This is a genomic window from Pseudaestuariivita rosea (genome assembly GCF_017592335.1).
GTDB classification, from domain to species: Bacteria; Pseudomonadota; Alphaproteobacteria; order Rhodobacterales; family Rhodobacteraceae; genus Parasulfitobacter; species Parasulfitobacter rosea.
This window is the reverse complement of sequence record NZ_JACNMP010000002.1, coordinates 166,704-182,949: the sequence shown is the minus strand read 5'-3', so window position 1 is coordinate 182,949 and position 16,246 is coordinate 166,704. Positions and strand designations below refer to the sequence as shown.

Annotated in this window: 13 protein-coding genes and 1 tRNA gene; 5 read left to right on the top strand and 9 right to left on the bottom strand. The window is 58.9% G+C overall.

Annotation, left to right across the window (positions count from 1 at the left end; genetic code table 11):
- Window positions 1–9: 9 nt before the first annotated feature.
- The 5 genes from gltA to H7848_RS02440 all read left to right on the top strand — a co-directional run bounded on the left by gltA (window position 10) and on the right by H7848_RS02440 (window position 5,544).
- Window positions 10–1,305 carry a citrate synthase gene (gltA, locus tag H7848_RS02460; protein WP_208347671.1) on the top strand — a complete coding sequence of 432 codons (1,296 nt, stop codon included), beginning with the start codon at window positions 10–12 and terminating at the stop codon, window positions 1,303–1,305.
- 90 nt (window positions 1,306–1,395) lie between these two features.
- Window positions 1,396–2,772: a M20/M25/M40 family metallo-hydrolase gene (locus H7848_RS02455; protein ID WP_208347670.1), complete on the top strand. Its 1,377-nt coding sequence runs from the start codon at window positions 1,396–1,398 to the stop codon at window positions 2,770–2,772.
- A gap of 60 nt (window positions 2,773–2,832) precedes the next feature.
- A complete protein-coding gene (locus H7848_RS02450) occupies window positions 2,833–3,621 on the top strand; it encodes an inositol monophosphatase family protein (protein WP_208347669.1) in 789 nt (262 codons plus the stop codon).
- A gap of 353 nt (window positions 3,622–3,974) precedes the next feature.
- Window positions 3,975–4,044: transfer RNA gene (locus H7848_RS02445), tRNA-OTHER, on the top strand.
- Window positions 4,045–4,410: 366 nt separating this feature from the next.
- Window positions 4,411–5,544, top strand: a complete 1,134-nt coding sequence (locus H7848_RS02440; protein ID WP_237072535.1) for a slipin family protein — start codon at window positions 4,411–4,413, stop codon at window positions 5,542–5,544.
- Window positions 5,545–5,716: 172 nt separating this feature from the next.
- On the opposite strand, the gene H7848_RS02435 is transcribed toward H7848_RS02440, so the two are convergent.
- From H7848_RS02435 to purC, 9 genes are all read right to left on the bottom strand, one after another.
- Complete coding sequence (locus tag H7848_RS02435; RefSeq protein ID WP_208347667.1) at window positions 5,717–8,464, bottom strand: ribonuclease E/G; 2,748 nt, start codon at window positions 8,462–8,464, stop codon at window positions 5,717–5,719.
- Window positions 8,465–8,983: 519 nt separating this feature from the next.
- Window positions 8,984–9,823 carry a hypothetical protein gene (locus H7848_RS02430; RefSeq protein ID WP_208347666.1) on the bottom strand — a complete coding sequence of 280 codons (840 nt, stop codon included), beginning with the start codon at window positions 9,821–9,823 and terminating at the stop codon, window positions 8,984–8,986.
- A gap of 139 nt (window positions 9,824–9,962) precedes the next feature.
- Window positions 9,963–11,297 carry a sigma-54-dependent transcriptional regulator gene (locus tag H7848_RS02425; protein ID WP_208347665.1) on the bottom strand — a complete coding sequence of 445 codons (1,335 nt, stop codon included), beginning with the start codon at window positions 11,295–11,297 and terminating at the stop codon, window positions 9,963–9,965.
- A gap of 10 nt (window positions 11,298–11,307) precedes the next feature.
- Entirely contained in the window at window positions 11,308–13,065 is a 1,758-nt protein-coding gene (locus H7848_RS02420; protein WP_208347663.1) for a sensor histidine kinase, read from the bottom strand.
- Window positions 13,066–13,101: 36 nt separating this feature from the next.
- Entirely contained in the window at window positions 13,102–13,770 is a 669-nt protein-coding gene (purQ, locus tag H7848_RS02415; RefSeq protein ID WP_208347661.1) for a phosphoribosylformylglycinamidine synthase subunit PurQ, read from the bottom strand.
- Between the two features lie 11 nt (window positions 13,771–13,781).
- The gene (locus tag H7848_RS02410) at window positions 13,782–14,819 is read right to left on the bottom strand and encodes a zinc-dependent alcohol dehydrogenase family protein (protein ID WP_208347850.1); all 1,038 of its coding nucleotides are present in this window, start codon (window positions 14,817–14,819) and stop codon (window positions 13,782–13,784) included.
- Window positions 14,819–15,058 carry a phosphoribosylformylglycinamidine synthase subunit PurS gene (gene purS / locus H7848_RS02405; protein WP_208347659.1) on the bottom strand — a complete coding sequence of 80 codons (240 nt, stop codon included), beginning with the start codon at window positions 15,056–15,058 and terminating at the stop codon, window positions 14,819–14,821. Before purS ends, H7848_RS02410 begins: the two co-directional genes overlap by 1 nt.
- Window positions 15,055–15,483, bottom strand: a complete 429-nt coding sequence (locus tag H7848_RS02400; RefSeq protein WP_208347657.1) for a ribonuclease E inhibitor RraB — start codon at window positions 15,481–15,483, stop codon at window positions 15,055–15,057. Before H7848_RS02400 ends, purS begins: the two co-directional genes overlap by 4 nt.
- A complete protein-coding gene (gene purC, locus H7848_RS02395) occupies window positions 15,483–16,244 on the bottom strand; it encodes a phosphoribosylaminoimidazolesuccinocarboxamide synthase (protein WP_208347656.1) in 762 nt (253 codons plus the stop codon). The genes H7848_RS02400 and purC overlap by 1 nt, the downstream gene beginning before the upstream one ends.
- Window positions 16,245–16,246 lie beyond the last annotated feature (2 nt).

Sequence of the window (16,246 nt, the reverse complement as noted above, 5' to 3'; positions counted from 1 at the left end):
GGGATGACGATGTCTGACACCAATAAAACGGCAACACTGACATTCGATGGAAAATCGTTTGAGCTGCCCATGCATTCGCCCACGGCGGGCCCGGACGTCATCGACATCCGCAAACTCTATGGCGAAGCAGGCGTGTTCACCTATGATCCCGGCTTTACGTCAACCGCGGCCTGCGACAGCACGATCACCTATATCGACGGCGGCAAGGGCGAATTGCTGCACCGGGGCTATCCCATCGACCAACTGGCCGAAAAATCGCATTATCTTGAGGTCTGCTATCTGCTGCTTTACGGCGAACTGCCCTCGGCCGAGCAGCTGGAAGACTTTGAAACCCGTGTGACCCGCCACACGATGATCCATGAACAGATGATCAACTTTTTCCGTGGCTTCCGCCGCGACGCGCACCCCATGGCCGTTATGGTGGGTGTGGTCGGCGCGATGTCGGCGTTCTATCACGACAGTACCGATGTGAACGACCCCTGGCAGCGCGAGGTCGCCTCGATCCGGCTGATCGCCAAGATGCCGACGATTGCGGCGATGGCCTATAAATACACCATCGGGCAGCCCTTCGTGTATCCGCGCAATGACTGCGATTATGCGTCGAATTTCCTGCGGATGTGCTTTGCCGTCCCGGCCGAGGATTATGAGGTCAACCCGATCTTGGCCCGCGCGATGGACCGTATCTTTACCCTGCACGCGGATCACGAACAGAACGCCTCGACCTCGACCGTGCGTCTGGCATCGTCTTCGGGGGCGAACCCCTTTGCTTGTATCGCCGCCGGTATCGCCTGCCTTTGGGGTCCCGCCCACGGCGGTGCAAACCAGGCCTGTCTGGAAATGCTGCGCGAAATCGGATCGCCCAACCGCATCCCTGAATACATCGAACGCGCCAAGGACAAAAACGACCCCTTCCGCCTGATGGGCTTTGGTCACCGTGTGTATAAAAACTTCGATCCGCGCGCCAAGGTGATGAAGCAATCCGCCGACGAAGTGCTTGATTTGCTGGGCATCGAAAACAACCCCACGCTTCAGGTCGCCAAAGAACTTGAGGCCGCCGCCCTAGCCGATCCCTATTTCACCGAAAAGAAACTGTTCCCGAACGTCGATTTCTATTCGGGCATCATTCTTGAGGCGATGGGCTTCCCCACGTCGATGTTCACGCCGATCTTCGCGCTCAGCCGGACTGTTGGCTGGGTGTCGCAGTGGAAAGAAATGATCGCCGATCCAGCGATGAAAATCGGCCGCCCGCGTCAGCTCTATCAGGGCGAAACGATGCGCGATTACGTCGATATCGAAAACCGCTAAACGGGCACTTTACACTCGCCTGAAATCGTTAGACGTTACTCTGGCCCGCATCACCTGCGGGCCTTTCATTTATGTGAAGGAGGCCCATTCGTGCTTGACCCCGTTCTGGTGAAGATCGACGATGATCTGCCCAATGCCCTTGACCGTCTGCAAACCCTGTTGCGCATCCCGTCGATTTCGACCGATCCGGCGTATAAACAGCATTGCACCGAGGCCGCGGATTGGCTGGCGGACGATCTGAACAGCATTGGTGTTGCCGCCAGCACGCGCGCCACGCCGGGTCATCCGATGGTCGTCGGTCATGCGGATGGCCCCGGACTGCATCTGATGTTCTACGGCCATTACGACGTGCAGCCCGCCGACCCGCTTGATCTGTGGGACACCCCGCCGTTTGACCCACAACTGCAGGACACCCCCAAGGGCCGTGTGATCCGCGCGCGCGGGGCGTCAGACGACAAGGGCCAGCTGATGACCTTTGTCGAAGCCTGCCGCGCATGGAAGGCCGTTCATGGCACCCTGCCCTGCCGCATCAGCTTTTTCTTTGAGGGCGAAGAGGAATCCGGGTCGCCATCGCTGGTCCCGTTCATGCAGGACAACGCGGATGAGCTGCGCGCCGACATCGCGCTGATCTGCGACACGGGGCTGTTCGATAACAAAACCCCTGCGATCATCACCCAATTGCGCGGCCTGATGGGCGAAGAAATCACGATCACAGGCCCCAATATCGACCTGCATTCCGGCATGTATGGCGGTGCTGCGATGAACCCCATCCGCGTGCTGACGCGCATTCTGGCGTCCTTGCACGACGATCAGGGCCGCGTGACTGTACCGGGCTTCTACGACGGCGTGCCGGACCTTGACCCCGATCTGGCGGCCAGTTGGAGCGCGCTGAATTTCGACCATGGCGATTTTCTGGGTCAGGTCGGCCTGTCGCAGCTTGCCGGTGAACAGGGCCACACCGCGCTGGAAATGCTGTGGTCGCGGCCCACCTGCGAATTCAACGGCATCATCGGCGGCTATACAGGCGACGGGTTCAAGACCGTTCTGCCCTCAAAAGCCAGTGCCAAGGTCAGCTTCCGTCTGGTCGGCACGCAAGACCCCCACAAAATCCGCGACGATTTTCGCGCCATGGTCCGCGCCATGCTGCCGCCCGATTGCACGGTTGAATTCCAGGCGCACGGCGCGTCGCCCGCATCGCAGATGTCCACCGACCACCCCGCGTTTGAGGCCGCGCGCCAGGCCCTGTCCGACGAATGGCCCAATGCGGCCGCCTTTGTGGGCGCTGGCGGTTCGATCCCCATCGCGGGATATTTCAAAAAGTTTCTGGATATGGACGCCATGCTGATCGGCTTTGCCAAAGAAGACGACGCCATCCATTCGCCCAACGAAAAATATGACGTCGAAAGTTTCCACAAAGGCATCCGAAGCTGGGCACGCATTCTGGCCGCGCTGCAAAACGCACTGTGACCCCTTGGCATCCCCCGGGCGCGCGCTTATACGCGCAACCTGTCACAGCAGGAGTTTACCATGGTCGGCAGCGCCAATCTGAATGTCATGATCAAAACCGCCCGCATGGCCGGGCGGGCGCTGGCCAAGGATTTTCGTGAGGTCGAGAACCTTCAGGTCTCGATGAAGGGTCCGGGCGATTTTGTCAGCCGCGCCGATACGAATGCCGAAAAGATCATTCGCGAAGAACTGATGACCGCACGCCCCACCTATGGCTGGTTGGGCGAGGAAAGCGATGCGGTCGAGGGCGAGGATCCCACCCGCCGCTGGATCGTCGACCCCCTGGACGGCACGACGAATTTTCTGCACGGCATGCCGCATTTCGCGGTGTCGATCGCGCTGGAACATAAGGGGCAGATCGTGGCGGGTGTGGTCTATGACCCGTCAAAGGACGAATTGTTCTTTGCCGAAAAAGGTACCGGCGCCTGGCTGAACGAAAGCCGCCTGCGCGTGTCGGGGCGCAATCGTCTGATCGAAAGCGTCTTTGCCACCGGCCTGCCCTTCGGCGGCAGCCCCAATTTGCCCGATCTGTTGCAGGATCTGGCCCGCCTTTTGCCCGCCACTGCTGGTGTGCGTCGATGGGGGGCCGCGGCGCTGGATCTGGCCTATGTCGCAGCCGGACGCTACGAGGGCTTCTGGGAACGGGGTCTGAATCCCTGGGACATCGCCGCCGGTCTGATCATCGTGCGCGAAGCGGGCGGGTTGGTCGAACCCATTGATCCCAAAGGCGATATTATGGACGACGGCAACATCCTCTGCGCCAATGAGGCGATCTTTGACCAGTTCGCAAAGATCATCCGCAATACTTAGCGCATAGCCTTAAAAGTACTTTGCCCAACAAATGTCGCCCGGTGGGCACCACCGGGCAGCGCCCGACCGCCCCCCATGGGCGGGCGCTTCACGCCCACCCGCGGACGGTCGCTGCCCTCTGGGTTAAAGCACTGCATTGCAAATCTTCGGGACGATGCTCTGTTCTGAGGCATAAGCGCAACAGTTTGCCCTAACGTCAACTTTCCGGTTGAACGACTCACCCCATCGCCCTTATTCGGCCGCTCCGGCATTTGCGCGGAATGAACCTTAGCGGCAGCAGCTTTCGGTCTGCTCTGGTGCGGGCGGCCCTGCCAGCCCCGTATGCCAAGGTCAAATCGCAAGGCTGCTGGACCATAAACGTAGCTCATTCTGGTAGAGCAGTAGACTTGGATCTATTGGTAGTTGGTTCGAATCCAACCGTTTTCCTCCGCCCGCAAGGGCAGCCGTATTACAAACGGTTATTGATTTGGGTGTCCGGTGTCTGCCTGCAGGGGCGGTTCGAACCGGGGGCGAACGCCCCACGTGACGCATCGCCGCTGCCCGGTTGTTCAGCCGGCCTGCGGGTGACGGGACCGGGCGCATATCGCCGGGCCGAAGGGGTTTCGACCGCTTCCATGCCCCGCGATTTGCGCGCCGCCCCCTCTCACCGCCAGGTCCGCAGGATGATCGGTTCGGCGGGCATCGGCGCCCTTTTACCGCCCCAACCGGGGCCCAAACCCGCGACGTGCGGATCACGTCATATGACAAGGAGACATCGTTTTGCGACGACACTGAAAAAGGAATGATATGATGCAACTTTTTGATTTTCTAGCCGGGTTCACCCGCGTGATCATCGGCCCCAACGAACGGGCGCTGTTGATTGAAAAAGGCCAAATTCGCAAAATCCTGACGCCCGGACGCCACCGCGTGCGGCGCAAGGATACTGAGGTCGAAATTCACGACCTGCAGTTTCCGGTGCTGAATTCAGGCTATGCCGAGGCTTTGCTGCGCGATCATGTTGAACTGGCCGGTCGTCATGTCACCGTTGTCGCAACCAAAGCGTCCGAGGTGGCCATCGCCACGCGTGAAGGGCGCATTGCACGGGTGATGACACCCGACAGCAAAGAGCTGCTTTGGTCAGATGCCGGTCCCTGGCAGATCGAGCGTGTCATGATCGACACCGATCCCCAGGTGCCCGCCGCCCTGGCCAAGCGCCTGATTGCAGCCGGTTTTGCGGGGCATCTGAAAACCGTGGCGGTCGCGGACGGCTTTGTCGGGATGCTTAGCTTTGATGGTGTCTTCCAGCGCCAGTTGGCGCCCGGGCACTACAGCTTCTGGTCCCATGGCCGGTCGATCACAGCGCGGCAGGTCGACATGCGTTGGCGCAGCCACGAGGCGACAGGTCAGGAAATTCTGACCAAAGATCGCGTCACGCTTCGGGTCAACCTTGTGGCGCAATACCGCGTCACCGATCCCGAGCGGGCCGTGGCGGCGGTATCGAACTTTGTCGAAACGCTGCACCTTGCACTGCAGATGGCCTTCCGCAAAACGCTTGGCGCAATGACGCTAGATGCTCTTTTGCAGAACAAGGTCTCGGTCGATGCTGAGGCGGCCGAAAAAGTGCGGCGCGAGATGGAAGGGATCGGCGTTGAGGTGGGCGAGATTTCGTTGAAAGACGTCATCCTGCCCGGCGAGATGCGCGATATCCTGAACCAGGTCGTCGCGGCCGAAAAAGCGGCTGAGGCCAACGTCATTCGTCGGCGCGAGGAAACGAACGCAACGCGGTCGCTTCTGAACACGGCAAAGGTGATGGCCGAAAACCCTGTGATGCTGCGCCTGAAAGAACTTGAGGCGCTGGAAAGCATCGCGGGCAAGGTCGAACGTCTGACGGTCCACAACGGGACCGAAGGTCTGATGAGCGATCTTGTGAAGCTGCGCGATTAAGATGAACTGACCCGGGGCAACCCGGGTCCGTTTTTTGTGTTGCGGGGGGGCGCTGCCCCCAAGCGCCGATGGCGCGGGCTTCGCCCGTTCGAGCCTGAAACGCTCCACTGGAGCGTTTCCTAGACGGCTCTCATCCCCGGAGTATTTTCAGAACAATGATTGGCCCGGTTGTTTAGCGGCCCAGTGACCACCAGCCTTTTTTCTTTGGCTTATTCGCATCTTCGGCTTTCAGCTTAGGTTTCGCCGCCTCAGGCTCTTTTGCTTTTGCAACCACATCAGCAACGACGGCCTCGACGTTTTCGGGCACGGGGGCCGGTTGCGGCTCGGGTTGTGTTTCGATCGGTGTATCCAGAACCATCGGCGCGGTTTCGGCTGTCTCGGCCGTTTTTTTCGCTGCGACCGGCTTTTTACGGGCCGTGCGACGGGGCTTTTTTGCGGGCGCTTCGGTCTCAACCTCCGCCGTGTCGGGGGTTTCGGGTTCAGGGTCCGCAGCTTGGTCTTTTGCCTTGGCGACGACTGTATCGTCCTCAGCCTCGGTTGTTTTCTTTTTCGGGCTGGCGCGGCGCCGGGTACGTTTGGGTTTTTCCGCAGGTGCGTCGGGTTTTACCTCTGCACTTTCTGTGTCGGCCTCGGCATCAGGTTCAGGCTCTTTTGCGGGCACGGGATCGGCCTCATCGGCTTGGGCTGCGGCATCCTCCGTGTCTGAATCCGCGTCTGACTTGCCCTCGTCATTTGCATTCAGCTGCGCATCACCGTTTCCACCGCGACGACGGCGGCGACGGCGGCGGCGTTTTTTCGGCTGCGGGGCTTCTTCGGTGATCTCTTCGGGTGTTTCGTCGACCGGATCGTGCTCTGTGGCCTCATCAATATCGGCCATCAGCGACGCATCGACGGACACCACAGCCGCAGTCGACGTCGGAATACTGCGGATCGCAGTCTTGAATTTCTCGATTTCGAAATCGGGGCTGATCAGATGCGGATGCCCTTCGACACGCACTGACAGGCCATAGCGCGCTTCGATCTGGGCCACGTGTTCGCGTTTCTGGTTCATCAGGAAATTCGCAATGGCCACAGGGCATTTGACCAGAACTTCCTTGGACCGGCCGCGCACGCCCTCTTCCTCAAGCTGGCGCAGGATCGACAGGCCCAGACTGTCCTCGGACCGGATCAGGCCGGTGCCATGACAGGCCGGGCATGGCTGTGTCGTGGCCTCGATCATACCGGGGCGCAGGCGCTGGCGGCTCATCTCCATCAGGCCGAAACCCGAAATGCGGCCCACCTGAATGCGCGCACGGTCGGTCTTCAGCTTGTCTTTCATGCGCTTTTCGACGGCCGCGTTGTTCTTGCGTTCATCCATATCGATGAAGTCGATAACGATCAGACCGGCCAGATCGCGCAAACGCAGCTGACGGGCCACTTCGTCGGCGGCTTCAAGGTTGGTCTTCAACGCGGTTTCCTCGATCGAGCCCTCCTTGGTGGCCCGGCCCGAGTTCACGTCGATCGCCACAAGCGCCTCGGTCACGCCGATCACGATGTAGCCACCGGATTTCAGCTGAACCGTCGGGTTGAACATCGCGGCCAGATAGCTTTCGACCTGATAGCGGGCGAACAAAGGCAGCGCGTCCTGGTACTGCTTCACGTTCTTGGCGTGGGACGGCATGATCATCTTCATGAAGTCCTTGGCCGTGCGATAACCCAGATCGCCTTCGACCAGCACCTCGTCAATCTCGCGGTTATATAGATCGCGGATTGAGCGTTTGATCAGGTTGCCTTCTTCATAAATCTTCGCGGGCGCGATGGATTTCAGGGTCAGTTCGCGGATCTGTTCCCAAAGCCGTTGCAGATATTCGTAATCACGCTTGATCTCGGACTTGGTGCGCTTGGCGCCTGCGGTCCGCACGATCAGCCCCGCGCCATCGGGCACGTCGATTTCGTTCGCGATTTCCTTCAGCTTCTTGCGGTCGACGGCATTGGTGATCTTGCGCGAAATGCCACCACCACGCGCGGTGTTCGGCATCAGAACGCAATAACGCCCCGCCAGGCTGAGATATGTTGTCAGGGCCGCGCCCTTGTTGCCGCGTTCTTCCTTGACGACCTGCACCAGAAGGATCTGGCGCACCTTGATGACTTCCTGGATCTTATAGCGACGGGGGCGCGTCTTGCGCGCAGGGCGGATATCTTCGACGTCATCATCATCTGCGACAGCCTCGATATCGTCATCCTTGTCAGAGGCTGTTGCGGGCTTGCCTTCGTCGTCATCGTCGGATTTTTCTTCGCGCGCAGGCTCTTCAAGCACAACAGGCGCGTCATCCGCAGCGGCCCCGGTCGTTTCTGTATCAGACTTTTCGGCCTGATCGGCTGGCTGAGAATCGGGGGGCTCATTTGACAGCGGTGTATCGACCGGCGTGTCAGCCACCAGTTCCATGGGCGAGCTGCCTTCGATGGCGTCTTCGCCCAGATCGATGGTTTCCATGCCGGAGATACCATCTTTGGCGTCCGACAGGTCGACTTCTTTCGTCTCGACCGCGTCGTCGGATTTGACCTCGGCCGCCTTGGCCTTGGGCCGCCCGCGCCGCCGCTTCTTGGGTTCGGGTTTTTCGTCCTCTTCGTCCTGCGCCTTCAGGCTTTCGACATAGGCGCGTTCTTCGGCCAACAGGGCTTCGCGATCCGCGACAGGGATCTGATAGTAGTCAGGATGAATTTCCGAGAACGCCAGAAAGCCATGGCGGTTGCCGCCATAGTCAACAAAGGCGGCCTGCAGCGAAGGTTCGACGCGCGTAACCTTGGCTAGATAGATATTTCCTGCAAGTTGGCGTTTGTTTTCAGACTCAAAGTCAAATTCCTCAACCTTGTTTCCGTCAACCACCACGACGCGGGTCTCTTCCGTGTGGGTGGCATCGATAAGCATTTTCTTAGCCATAGTGTCCATGTGCATCGCACACCGGATCGATCCCCGGGCGGGGCCAACAGATGCGGATGTCTGATTGTGGCGAATAGCGCGCGGGACAGGGGGGCGGCATGGGCCCCTGCTCTATCCTCTGATCTGGTCGCGCTTTGCATCGCGTTTCTTCTCCGACGCACCCCGTCATGGATGCGCCCGTTTAATGCCCCGGCGACAGATGCGCCTGTCGGGCTGTTCTTTGGGCCAGCGGCCCCTCTATCGGTCTGTTCAGCGATCGCCGGGAGTGTACCGGCACCTGTCTGCAACAGCGAAACTATCATGGCGATGCACCTCAATAGATCAGTGCATGCCGTAAGCCCTTACATAAGACGGGATGCGGGATGATTACAATGGGTAATCGCGTCAAAAGCGAACTTCCCGCACGTATCCGCCCGTAAATCAGGCTTTCGTCAACAGCATATCCCGCGCCACATCACAGATTATCTTCATTGTTTCGCAAATGCTCTCGCCAAAAGCCAAGCCTTAAAAAGGCGTTCCCTAGAAGATGTACCGACATGGATCGCCGTGATCATCCGTTTCATACCCGCAAAACCAGCGTTGCATGGCGCGGTTATAGTCATTGGTCCGCGGGGCAGTGCGCTGATTTTTTGAAAACCAAAAGAAGCGTTCCCGTGTCACAGCGCGCGTCACAAGCATACGCGCAAGGGGCTTGTTCTCGGCCAAAACTGGGGTCTGATCCTGCGCGACATCATAGATATAAAACGCCTCGTCCACAATCTCGGCCGCATCGGGCGACAACCTCAGGGCAGATGCGGCCCGTTTTGAAAAGAAACCACCGCCATCTATCATAAACAGATAATCGAAGGCCGCAGGCGGCGGGGCTTTTTCCATTTGGTAATAAACCTCATCCTGATAAGCGGGGTCGTTCGACTTGAACGGCACCATTTTCCAGACGGTGTTGCCTTCCAGATCCACAGGGCCTGTCCCGCCTTCATCCTGCAGATGATACGAGGTCAAAACATAGACCGCCCCTACATCGGAATGCGCAAGCATGACATCGCAAATGCGGCCACAGGGGCCGCCGTAGCCGAAATACAAAAACGCGATGGTCTTACCCTGAAGGTCCAGGTCTTGCGGCCAATAAGATAGCTCGGCCAGCATCTGGCCCTTTGTCTGTGCCTGCCGCTCGGCAAAGAACGGCGGACCAAAGGCCAAGCCCAGAAACAATACCAAGGGCAGCGGCGCAAGCGACCACCGTTTCCGGATCAGGAAAAAGACAGTGGCCGCGATCAGAAAAAGATAAAACAGCGCTACGGCCGCTAACGCCAGAAAAGCTAATATAAGCTCCGTTTCATCTAACTGAATATAACCCAACATAATGATGTTATGTTGCACGTTATTCTAGGCTTGTCACCGCCTAGCTTGGAAAATTAATGCCATGTCGAACTACACATCGTCCTGCTAAGTCCCGGACTTGATCCGGGACCTCATCAAACCACGTGTAGCAAGAACAACGTTAGCCCAGATAATCCGCCCGCTGCAGCCCGTATTTGGCCATCTTTTCGTTCAATGTCCGGCGGGGCAGGCAGAGTTCTTCCATGACACTGACGATGCTGCCCTTGTGGCGGCGCATGGTGTTGTCGATCAGCATGCGTTCGAACGCCTCGACGTATTCCTTCAGCGGCTTGCCTTCGGTCGTCATGACGGGCTGGGCTTCTTCGTTATCGGCCATCAGCAGCGAAGTGATCGACCCCGACCCGCGCCGGTTCTGCAGCACCGCGCGTTCGGCGATATTGATCAGCTGACGCACGTTGCCGGGCCAGGGGGCCTGAAGCAGTTGCGCGGCTTCCTGTGCGCTGACCTGTGGGGAATCGCAGCCGTATTCATCGGCAAACTGATCGCTCAGGCGTGTGAACAGCGTCAGAATATCTTCGCCCCGCTGGCGCAGGGGCGGCACGGTGATGCGCAGGGCGGCCAGACGATAGAACAGATCGGGGCGCAGCGCGTCTTCACAGGTGCGGCCCTGTTCCTGAAGGTTGCAGATCGCGATGATCCGGGTTTCTGCGGGCGTGCCCTGTTCATTGATCGTGGTCAGCAGGCGCGCCTGCAACGGCTCGCTCAACGCCTCGATATCTTCCAGCACCAGGGTTCCGCCGCGGGCCTCTTCCACCGCGGGCAGGCTGTCGCCGTCTTCCATCGGGCCGAACAGCTTTTTCGCCAGTTCATCCTGCGAATAAGCCGCGCAGCTGACCAGAACGAATTTCTTCGTGGCCCGCGCCCCGACGGCATGCAGGGCGTGCGCCACTAAGGTCTTGCCGGTACCCGTTTCACCCTCGATCAACACATGACCGTCGGCCTGACCCAGATCCAGAATATCCTCGCGCAGACGCTCCATCACGGGCGAGGCGCCGATCAGCTTTTTCATCAGCGCCGTGCCGTCCGACAGTTCCTTGCGCAGCGCGCGGTTGTCCAGCGTCAAACGGCGGGATTGCGTGGCCTTCTTGGCCAGTTCAGACATGCGGTCGGGGTTGAACGGCTTTTCCAGAAAATCAAAGGCCCCCACGCGCATCGCCTCAACCGCCATGGGCACGTCACCGTGCCCCGTGATCATGATGACCGGCAGCGCGCTGTCCACGCTCATCAGGCGTTTCAGGAATTGCATGCCGTCCATGCCGGGCATCCGGATGTCGCTGACGACAATGCCGGGATAGTCGGCCTCAAGCCCTTTCAGTGCGTCTTCGGCGCTTTTGAAGGTTTCGGTTTCGTAACCCGACAGTGCCAGCCACTGGCTGATGGACTGGCGCATGTCCTGTTCGTCATCGACGATTGCTATCTTCATGGGTCGGACCATTTTTGGGGCCTCATTCCGCTGCGATTTCTTCTTTCAGTTTGGGAAGCTGGATTTCAAATACAGCCCCCTGCGTCGCGGCATTCCGTGCAGTCAGCCGCCCGCCTAGGTCGTTTATGATGCCAGAGGAAATGGCAAGACCCAAGCCCACACCGTCGCCCGGCAGCTTGGTTGTGTAAAACGGCTCGAAAAGCGAGTCCAGATCGTCGATGCCCGTGCCGTTGTCACGCACACTCAGGACCACCTGATCACCGACCGTCAACAGAATGTCGATCAGCGGATCGGCTTCGGTTTTTGTCGCATCCAGCGCGTTGCGCAGCAGGTTGATGATGACCTGTTCCAGGCGCAACCGATCGGCCATGATCATCGCCGGATCACGGGGGAAGGTCTTGGTGATGGTGACACTGCGCGTCTTCAGTTGCGGCTCCATCATGGCCAGGGCGGATGACACGGCATCCCTTGTGTCCACAGGCTCAAACGCGTCGCCGCCCTTGTGCGCATAGCTTTTCAGTTGTCGCGTGATCGCCCCCATCCGGTCGATCAGGTCGTCGATCCGCTGGAAGGACGAAAGTGCTTCGTCCGGGCGTTTGCGGTTCAGCAAAAGACGGGCGCCCGCCAAATAGGTTTTCATCGCCGCCAGAGGCTGGTTCAGTTCATGACTGACCGCTGTCGACATTTCGCCCAAGGCCGCCAGTTTAGAGCTTTGCGCGATGGTCTGTTCAGCCGTTTCGAGGTTCTTTTCCACCCGCTGACGCTCGGCGATTTCCCGCTGTAGGCGATCGTTCAACCGGCGAAGCGCTGCCGTTTCACGTTGAAACACACGCGCCAAAGTCGCCGACTTGCGACTGACGGAATAGAAAATCATCGCCAACAGAATCGCAAAGAACATGATCTGCATCGCAATTGTGCTGTTCACCCGTTCGCGCACTTCGTCGTAGCTGGTGAAGCTGATGATCTGCCATCCCTGAAACGGAATACGTTCCTGCGTGCGCATCATCGCTTCGCCCTGCAGATAGGCATCTGCCGAGGGCGCGGCCCAGGCCGTCCATTCCGACAGTTTTTGCCCGATAGCGGATGTGGATTCAGTCTGGCTAAGAACCTCTTCCACGGTTTGGCCCCGCCACCGGGATTCGGTGGCCAGAATGATGATACCCGAACTGTCGGTGACCATCACGGCGTCAGAGACCTGGGCCCAGTTTCGCGCAAACCGAGCAAGATCGGCCTCAACCACGATCACACCCAACACATTCCCCCCCTGCGACACCCGCAAGGAATGGGTAAACAGAAAGCTGCCCTGTTCGTTACGTTCGGCAGTGAAGATGGTGTCATTGGACCGCAGGGCGTTCAGAAAAAACGCCTCGGTCCGGAAAAAGGTCTGCAACTGGCTGCGATCTGTGGCGGCCACAACACGACCGTCGACATCCAAAAGCATGGCCGAGGCCGACCCGACATTATCAAGCCGTTCCAGCAGACGCTGCGATGTCGTGCGATAATCCCGCGTCCGAAGCGAGGTGATCAGTGCAGGATCGGTCGACAGAAAGCCCGGAATGATCGAGTTGCGGCTAAGTTCAGTCGTCAAGCTGCTGATATAATTGATCAAACGCACTTCCGATTGATTTCTGATATCTTCGACCGAACGCTGTGTCAGCAGCACATAAGACATCCAGATTGTGACCAGCACCATGATCAGCACCATCGTCAGCACAAGCCTGACACGCCAAGAAAAAGTCTGGCGTTCACCTGAGCTTAGGGGATCATCATCACTGATCATGTCGCGATACTAGAATGCCATTGTGATCCTGCCAAGTCAGGCGGCGACAACGGTCTGAAAAATTGTGCGAAACATTGCTTTGCCGTCGGTGCCGCCGTGACCGTCATCCGCGGCACGTTCAGGATGGGGCATCATGCCCAGCACGCGGCGATTTTCCGACAGGATGCCGGCGATATCACTGACCGACCCGTTGGGGTTGTCGGTATAGGTAAAGGCCACACGGTCCTGATCCTGCAGCGCTTTGACCTGATCGGTATCGGCGAAATAGTTGCCGTCGTGGTGGGCAATTGGAATGCTTAGGATATCGCCCGCGTTATAGCCTTCGGTGAAGATGCTTTGCGAGGTCACGACGCGCAGCCCGATATGCTTGCAAATATATTTCAACCCCGCGTTGCGCATCAGAACACCGGGCAGCAGGCCTGTTTCCGTCAGCACCTGAAATCCGTTGCAGACACCCAGAACATAGCCGCCGCGGTTTGCATGATCGACGACCGCCTTGCAGATGGGTGACTTTGCCGCAATCGCGCCGCAGCGCAGATAGTCGCCAAAGGAAAAGCCGCCGGGCACCGCCACGAAATCCGTGCCCGACGGCAGGTCGACGTCCTTGTGCCAGACCATCGATACATCGGCACCGGCCGCGCGTAAGGCCACGGCCATGTCGCGGTCACAGTTTGATCCGGGAAAGACGATAACGGCAGCTTTCATCGCGGGGCTCCTTAGCTCAGAAAATCGGTGATGACCGCGACGCCGGGGGGCGTCGGGCCGTTAAAGGCGCGCAATTCGTCGCTGGCGCCAGACAGGGGGATTTCACGCGCGATCAGCGGGGCCATGTCGACCTGTCCGCTTTCGATCAGCCCCAGCAGACTGGGATAACGCCACGACGGCATGCCGCGCGTGCCGTAAAGCGCCAGGTTGCCCTGATAGACGGCGCTGAGGTTCACCTCCATCCGCGCAGTGTGGCCGACAGGCATGCCGACCTGTACATGGCGCCCCATGGGCCGCAGGCATTCGAGCGAAGCATTGACCGTTTCGGGTATCCCCAGGGCCTCGACCGACACATGCGCGCCGCCGCCCGTGATATCCTTGATCGCCAGCGCCACATCACCGTCATGCGCGTTGACCACAGCCGTGGCCCCCAGTGACAGCGCATGATCCAGCTTGTCCTGAACGATATCCACAACAACAACATGCGCGCCCAAGGCACGGCCCAACAGCATCGCCGACAGCCCGACACCGCCCGTCCCATGCACCGCCAGCCATTCGCCGGCCTGAAGTGCCGCGCGCCCGGTCAGGGCATGCCAACTGGTCGTCACGCGGCACCCAAGGCCCGCGGCGACCGTAGGCGTAATACTGTCGGGCAAAAGCGCCAGATTATGATCCAGCGGCACGGCGATATATTCAGCAAAGGCACCGGGTTCGATAAACCCCGGCAGGCGCTGATTGGGGCATGTGGTCTGCTGGCCGGACTGACATGACGGGCAACTGCCACAAGCCAGGATAAAGGGCGCCACCACCCGATCACCCACCTTGTGCCGCGCCGCGGGGCCTGCCTGGACCACCGTTCCGCAGTATTCATGCCCCGGAATTTGCCCCGGCTTGACCCGCGGGTGTTCCCCAACCCAACCATGCCAGTCAGATCGGCAAACCCCGCAAGCCTCGACCTTTAGCACGACCCCATCCTTGGGGCAGTCGGGGTCCGGCACAGTCTCAAGCGACAGATCTTCGTTATACTGACGCAGGACGGCGGCGCGCATCAGATCATCTCGACCCGGTAGCTTTCGATCACCGTATTCGCCAACAGCCTTTCGCACATCTCGGTCACCTGCGCTTCGGCCTTGGACGCATCGGGTTCCGCCAGGTCCAGTTCGATCACCTTGCCCTGACGGACACCTTCGACACCATCGAAGCCCAAAGACCCAAGCGCATGGCGCACGGCCTCGCCCTGAGGATCAAGGACCCCGTTTTTCAGCATGATATGTACACGCGCCTTCATTCATCCATTCCCTTTGCAGATTCTACTGCACATTCCCAGCCATCATAGTCCCAATGCATCGCTTCCAGTTCTTTTTGTAGTTTGGTGGTCAGGCGATCAAAGTCATCCCCCGCAACCGTTCCTGTGGTATCAAGAACAAAACCTTCCTCGGTGGTTGCATCCGCAACTGAAAAACCAAGATTTTCCAGGTAAGCGCGGACCTCGGCCTTCTTCTCAGTTCCAAGGCGCCCCATTGCATAGGCGTAATGGATCGTATGCCGGGGCGCTTCACCATCATCGCCATGCGTCCTCAATACCTGCCGCACAGCATCATTCGCTGCAACACTTCCTGCAAAAGACGCCGTCAGAGGTTTGGGGCTCGATACATCAGAAATGACCTCGCCGTTGCGAAGTCGTTGAAACATTCTCTGAATGATTGACGTCATCAGTTGATCAGTGTTGGCTTGGTCATCTGGGTCGCATTTGCAGGCATGACGCCCAGACGGCGCGCGACCTCGGTATAGGCATCGGTCAGATTGCCCAGATCGCGGCGGAACACGTCCTTGTCCAGCTTCTGGCCCGTCTTGATATCCCAAAGGCGGCAGCTGTCGGGGCTGATTTCATCGGCCACGATCAGGCGCTGATAATCACCTTCCCAGACGCGACCGATTTCGATCTTGAAATCCACCAGCTTGATGCCCACGCCATACATCAGACCGGACATGAAATCATTCACCCGCAAGGCCAGCGCGATCATATCGTCCATATCCTGCTGACTGGCCCAGCCAAAGGCGATGATATGCTCTTCGCTGACCAGTGGGTCACCCAGGGCATCATCCTTATAGCAGAATTCGACAATCGGGCGGGGCAGCGCGGTGCCTTCCTCAAGCCCCAACCGCTTGGCCATGCTGCCCGCGGCGTAATTGCGTACGATCACCTCAAGCGGAATGATCTCGGCCGACCGGATCAGCTGTTCGCGCATGTTGATGCGCTTGATGAAATGCGTCGGCACGCCGATATGGTTCAGCCCCAGCATGAAAAATTCGCTAAGACGATTGTTCAGCACGCCCTTGCCTTCGATCACGTCGCGCTTTTCGGCGTTATAGGCTGTGGCATCATCCTTGAAATACTGCACGAATGTGCCCGGTTCGGGGCCTTCATACAGGATCTTTGCCTTGCCTTCGTATATCTTCTTGCGACGTGCCATTG

Bases quoted from the DNA above. Each gene is read 5' to 3' on its own strand.
- H7848_RS02410 (WP_208347850.1), bottom strand. From the start codon at position 14,819: ATGCGCGCCGCCGTCCTGCGTCAGTATAACGAAGATCTGTCGCTTGAG.
- H7848_RS02450 (WP_208347669.1), top strand. From the start codon at position 2,833: ATGGTCGGCAGCGCCAATCTGAATGTCATGATCAAAACCGCCCGCATG.
- H7848_RS02400 (WP_208347657.1), bottom strand. From the start codon at position 15,483: ATGACGTCAATCATTCAGAGAATGTTTCAACGACTTCGCAACGGCGAG.
- H7848_RS02440 (WP_237072535.1), top strand. From the start codon at position 4,411: ATGCAACTTTTTGATTTTCTAGCCGGGTTCACCCGCGTGATCATCGGC.
- purC (WP_208347656.1), bottom strand. From the start codon at position 16,244: ATGGCACGTCGCAAGAAGATATACGAAGGCAAGGCAAAGATCCTGTAT.
- gltA (WP_208347671.1), top strand. From the start codon at position 10: ATGTCTGACACCAATAAAACGGCAACACTGACATTCGATGGAAAATCG.
- H7848_RS02430 (WP_208347666.1), bottom strand. From the start codon at position 9,823: ATGTTGGGTTATATTCAGTTAGATGAAACGGAGCTTATATTAGCTTTT.
- H7848_RS02435 (WP_208347667.1), bottom strand. From the start codon at position 8,464: ATGGCTAAGAAAATGCTTATCGATGCCACCCACACGGAAGAGACCCGC.
- H7848_RS02425 (WP_208347665.1), bottom strand. From the start codon at position 11,297: ATGGTCCGACCCATGAAGATAGCAATCGTCGATGACGAACAGGACATG.
- H7848_RS02420 (WP_208347663.1), bottom strand. From the start codon at position 13,065: ATGATCAGTGATGATGATCCCCTAAGCTCAGGTGAACGCCAGACTTTT.
- purQ (WP_208347661.1), bottom strand. From the start codon at position 13,770: ATGAAAGCTGCCGTTATCGTCTTTCCCGGATCAAACTGTGACCGCGAC.
- purS (WP_208347659.1), bottom strand. From the start codon at position 15,058: ATGAAGGCGCGTGTACATATCATGCTGAAAAACGGGGTCCTTGATCCT.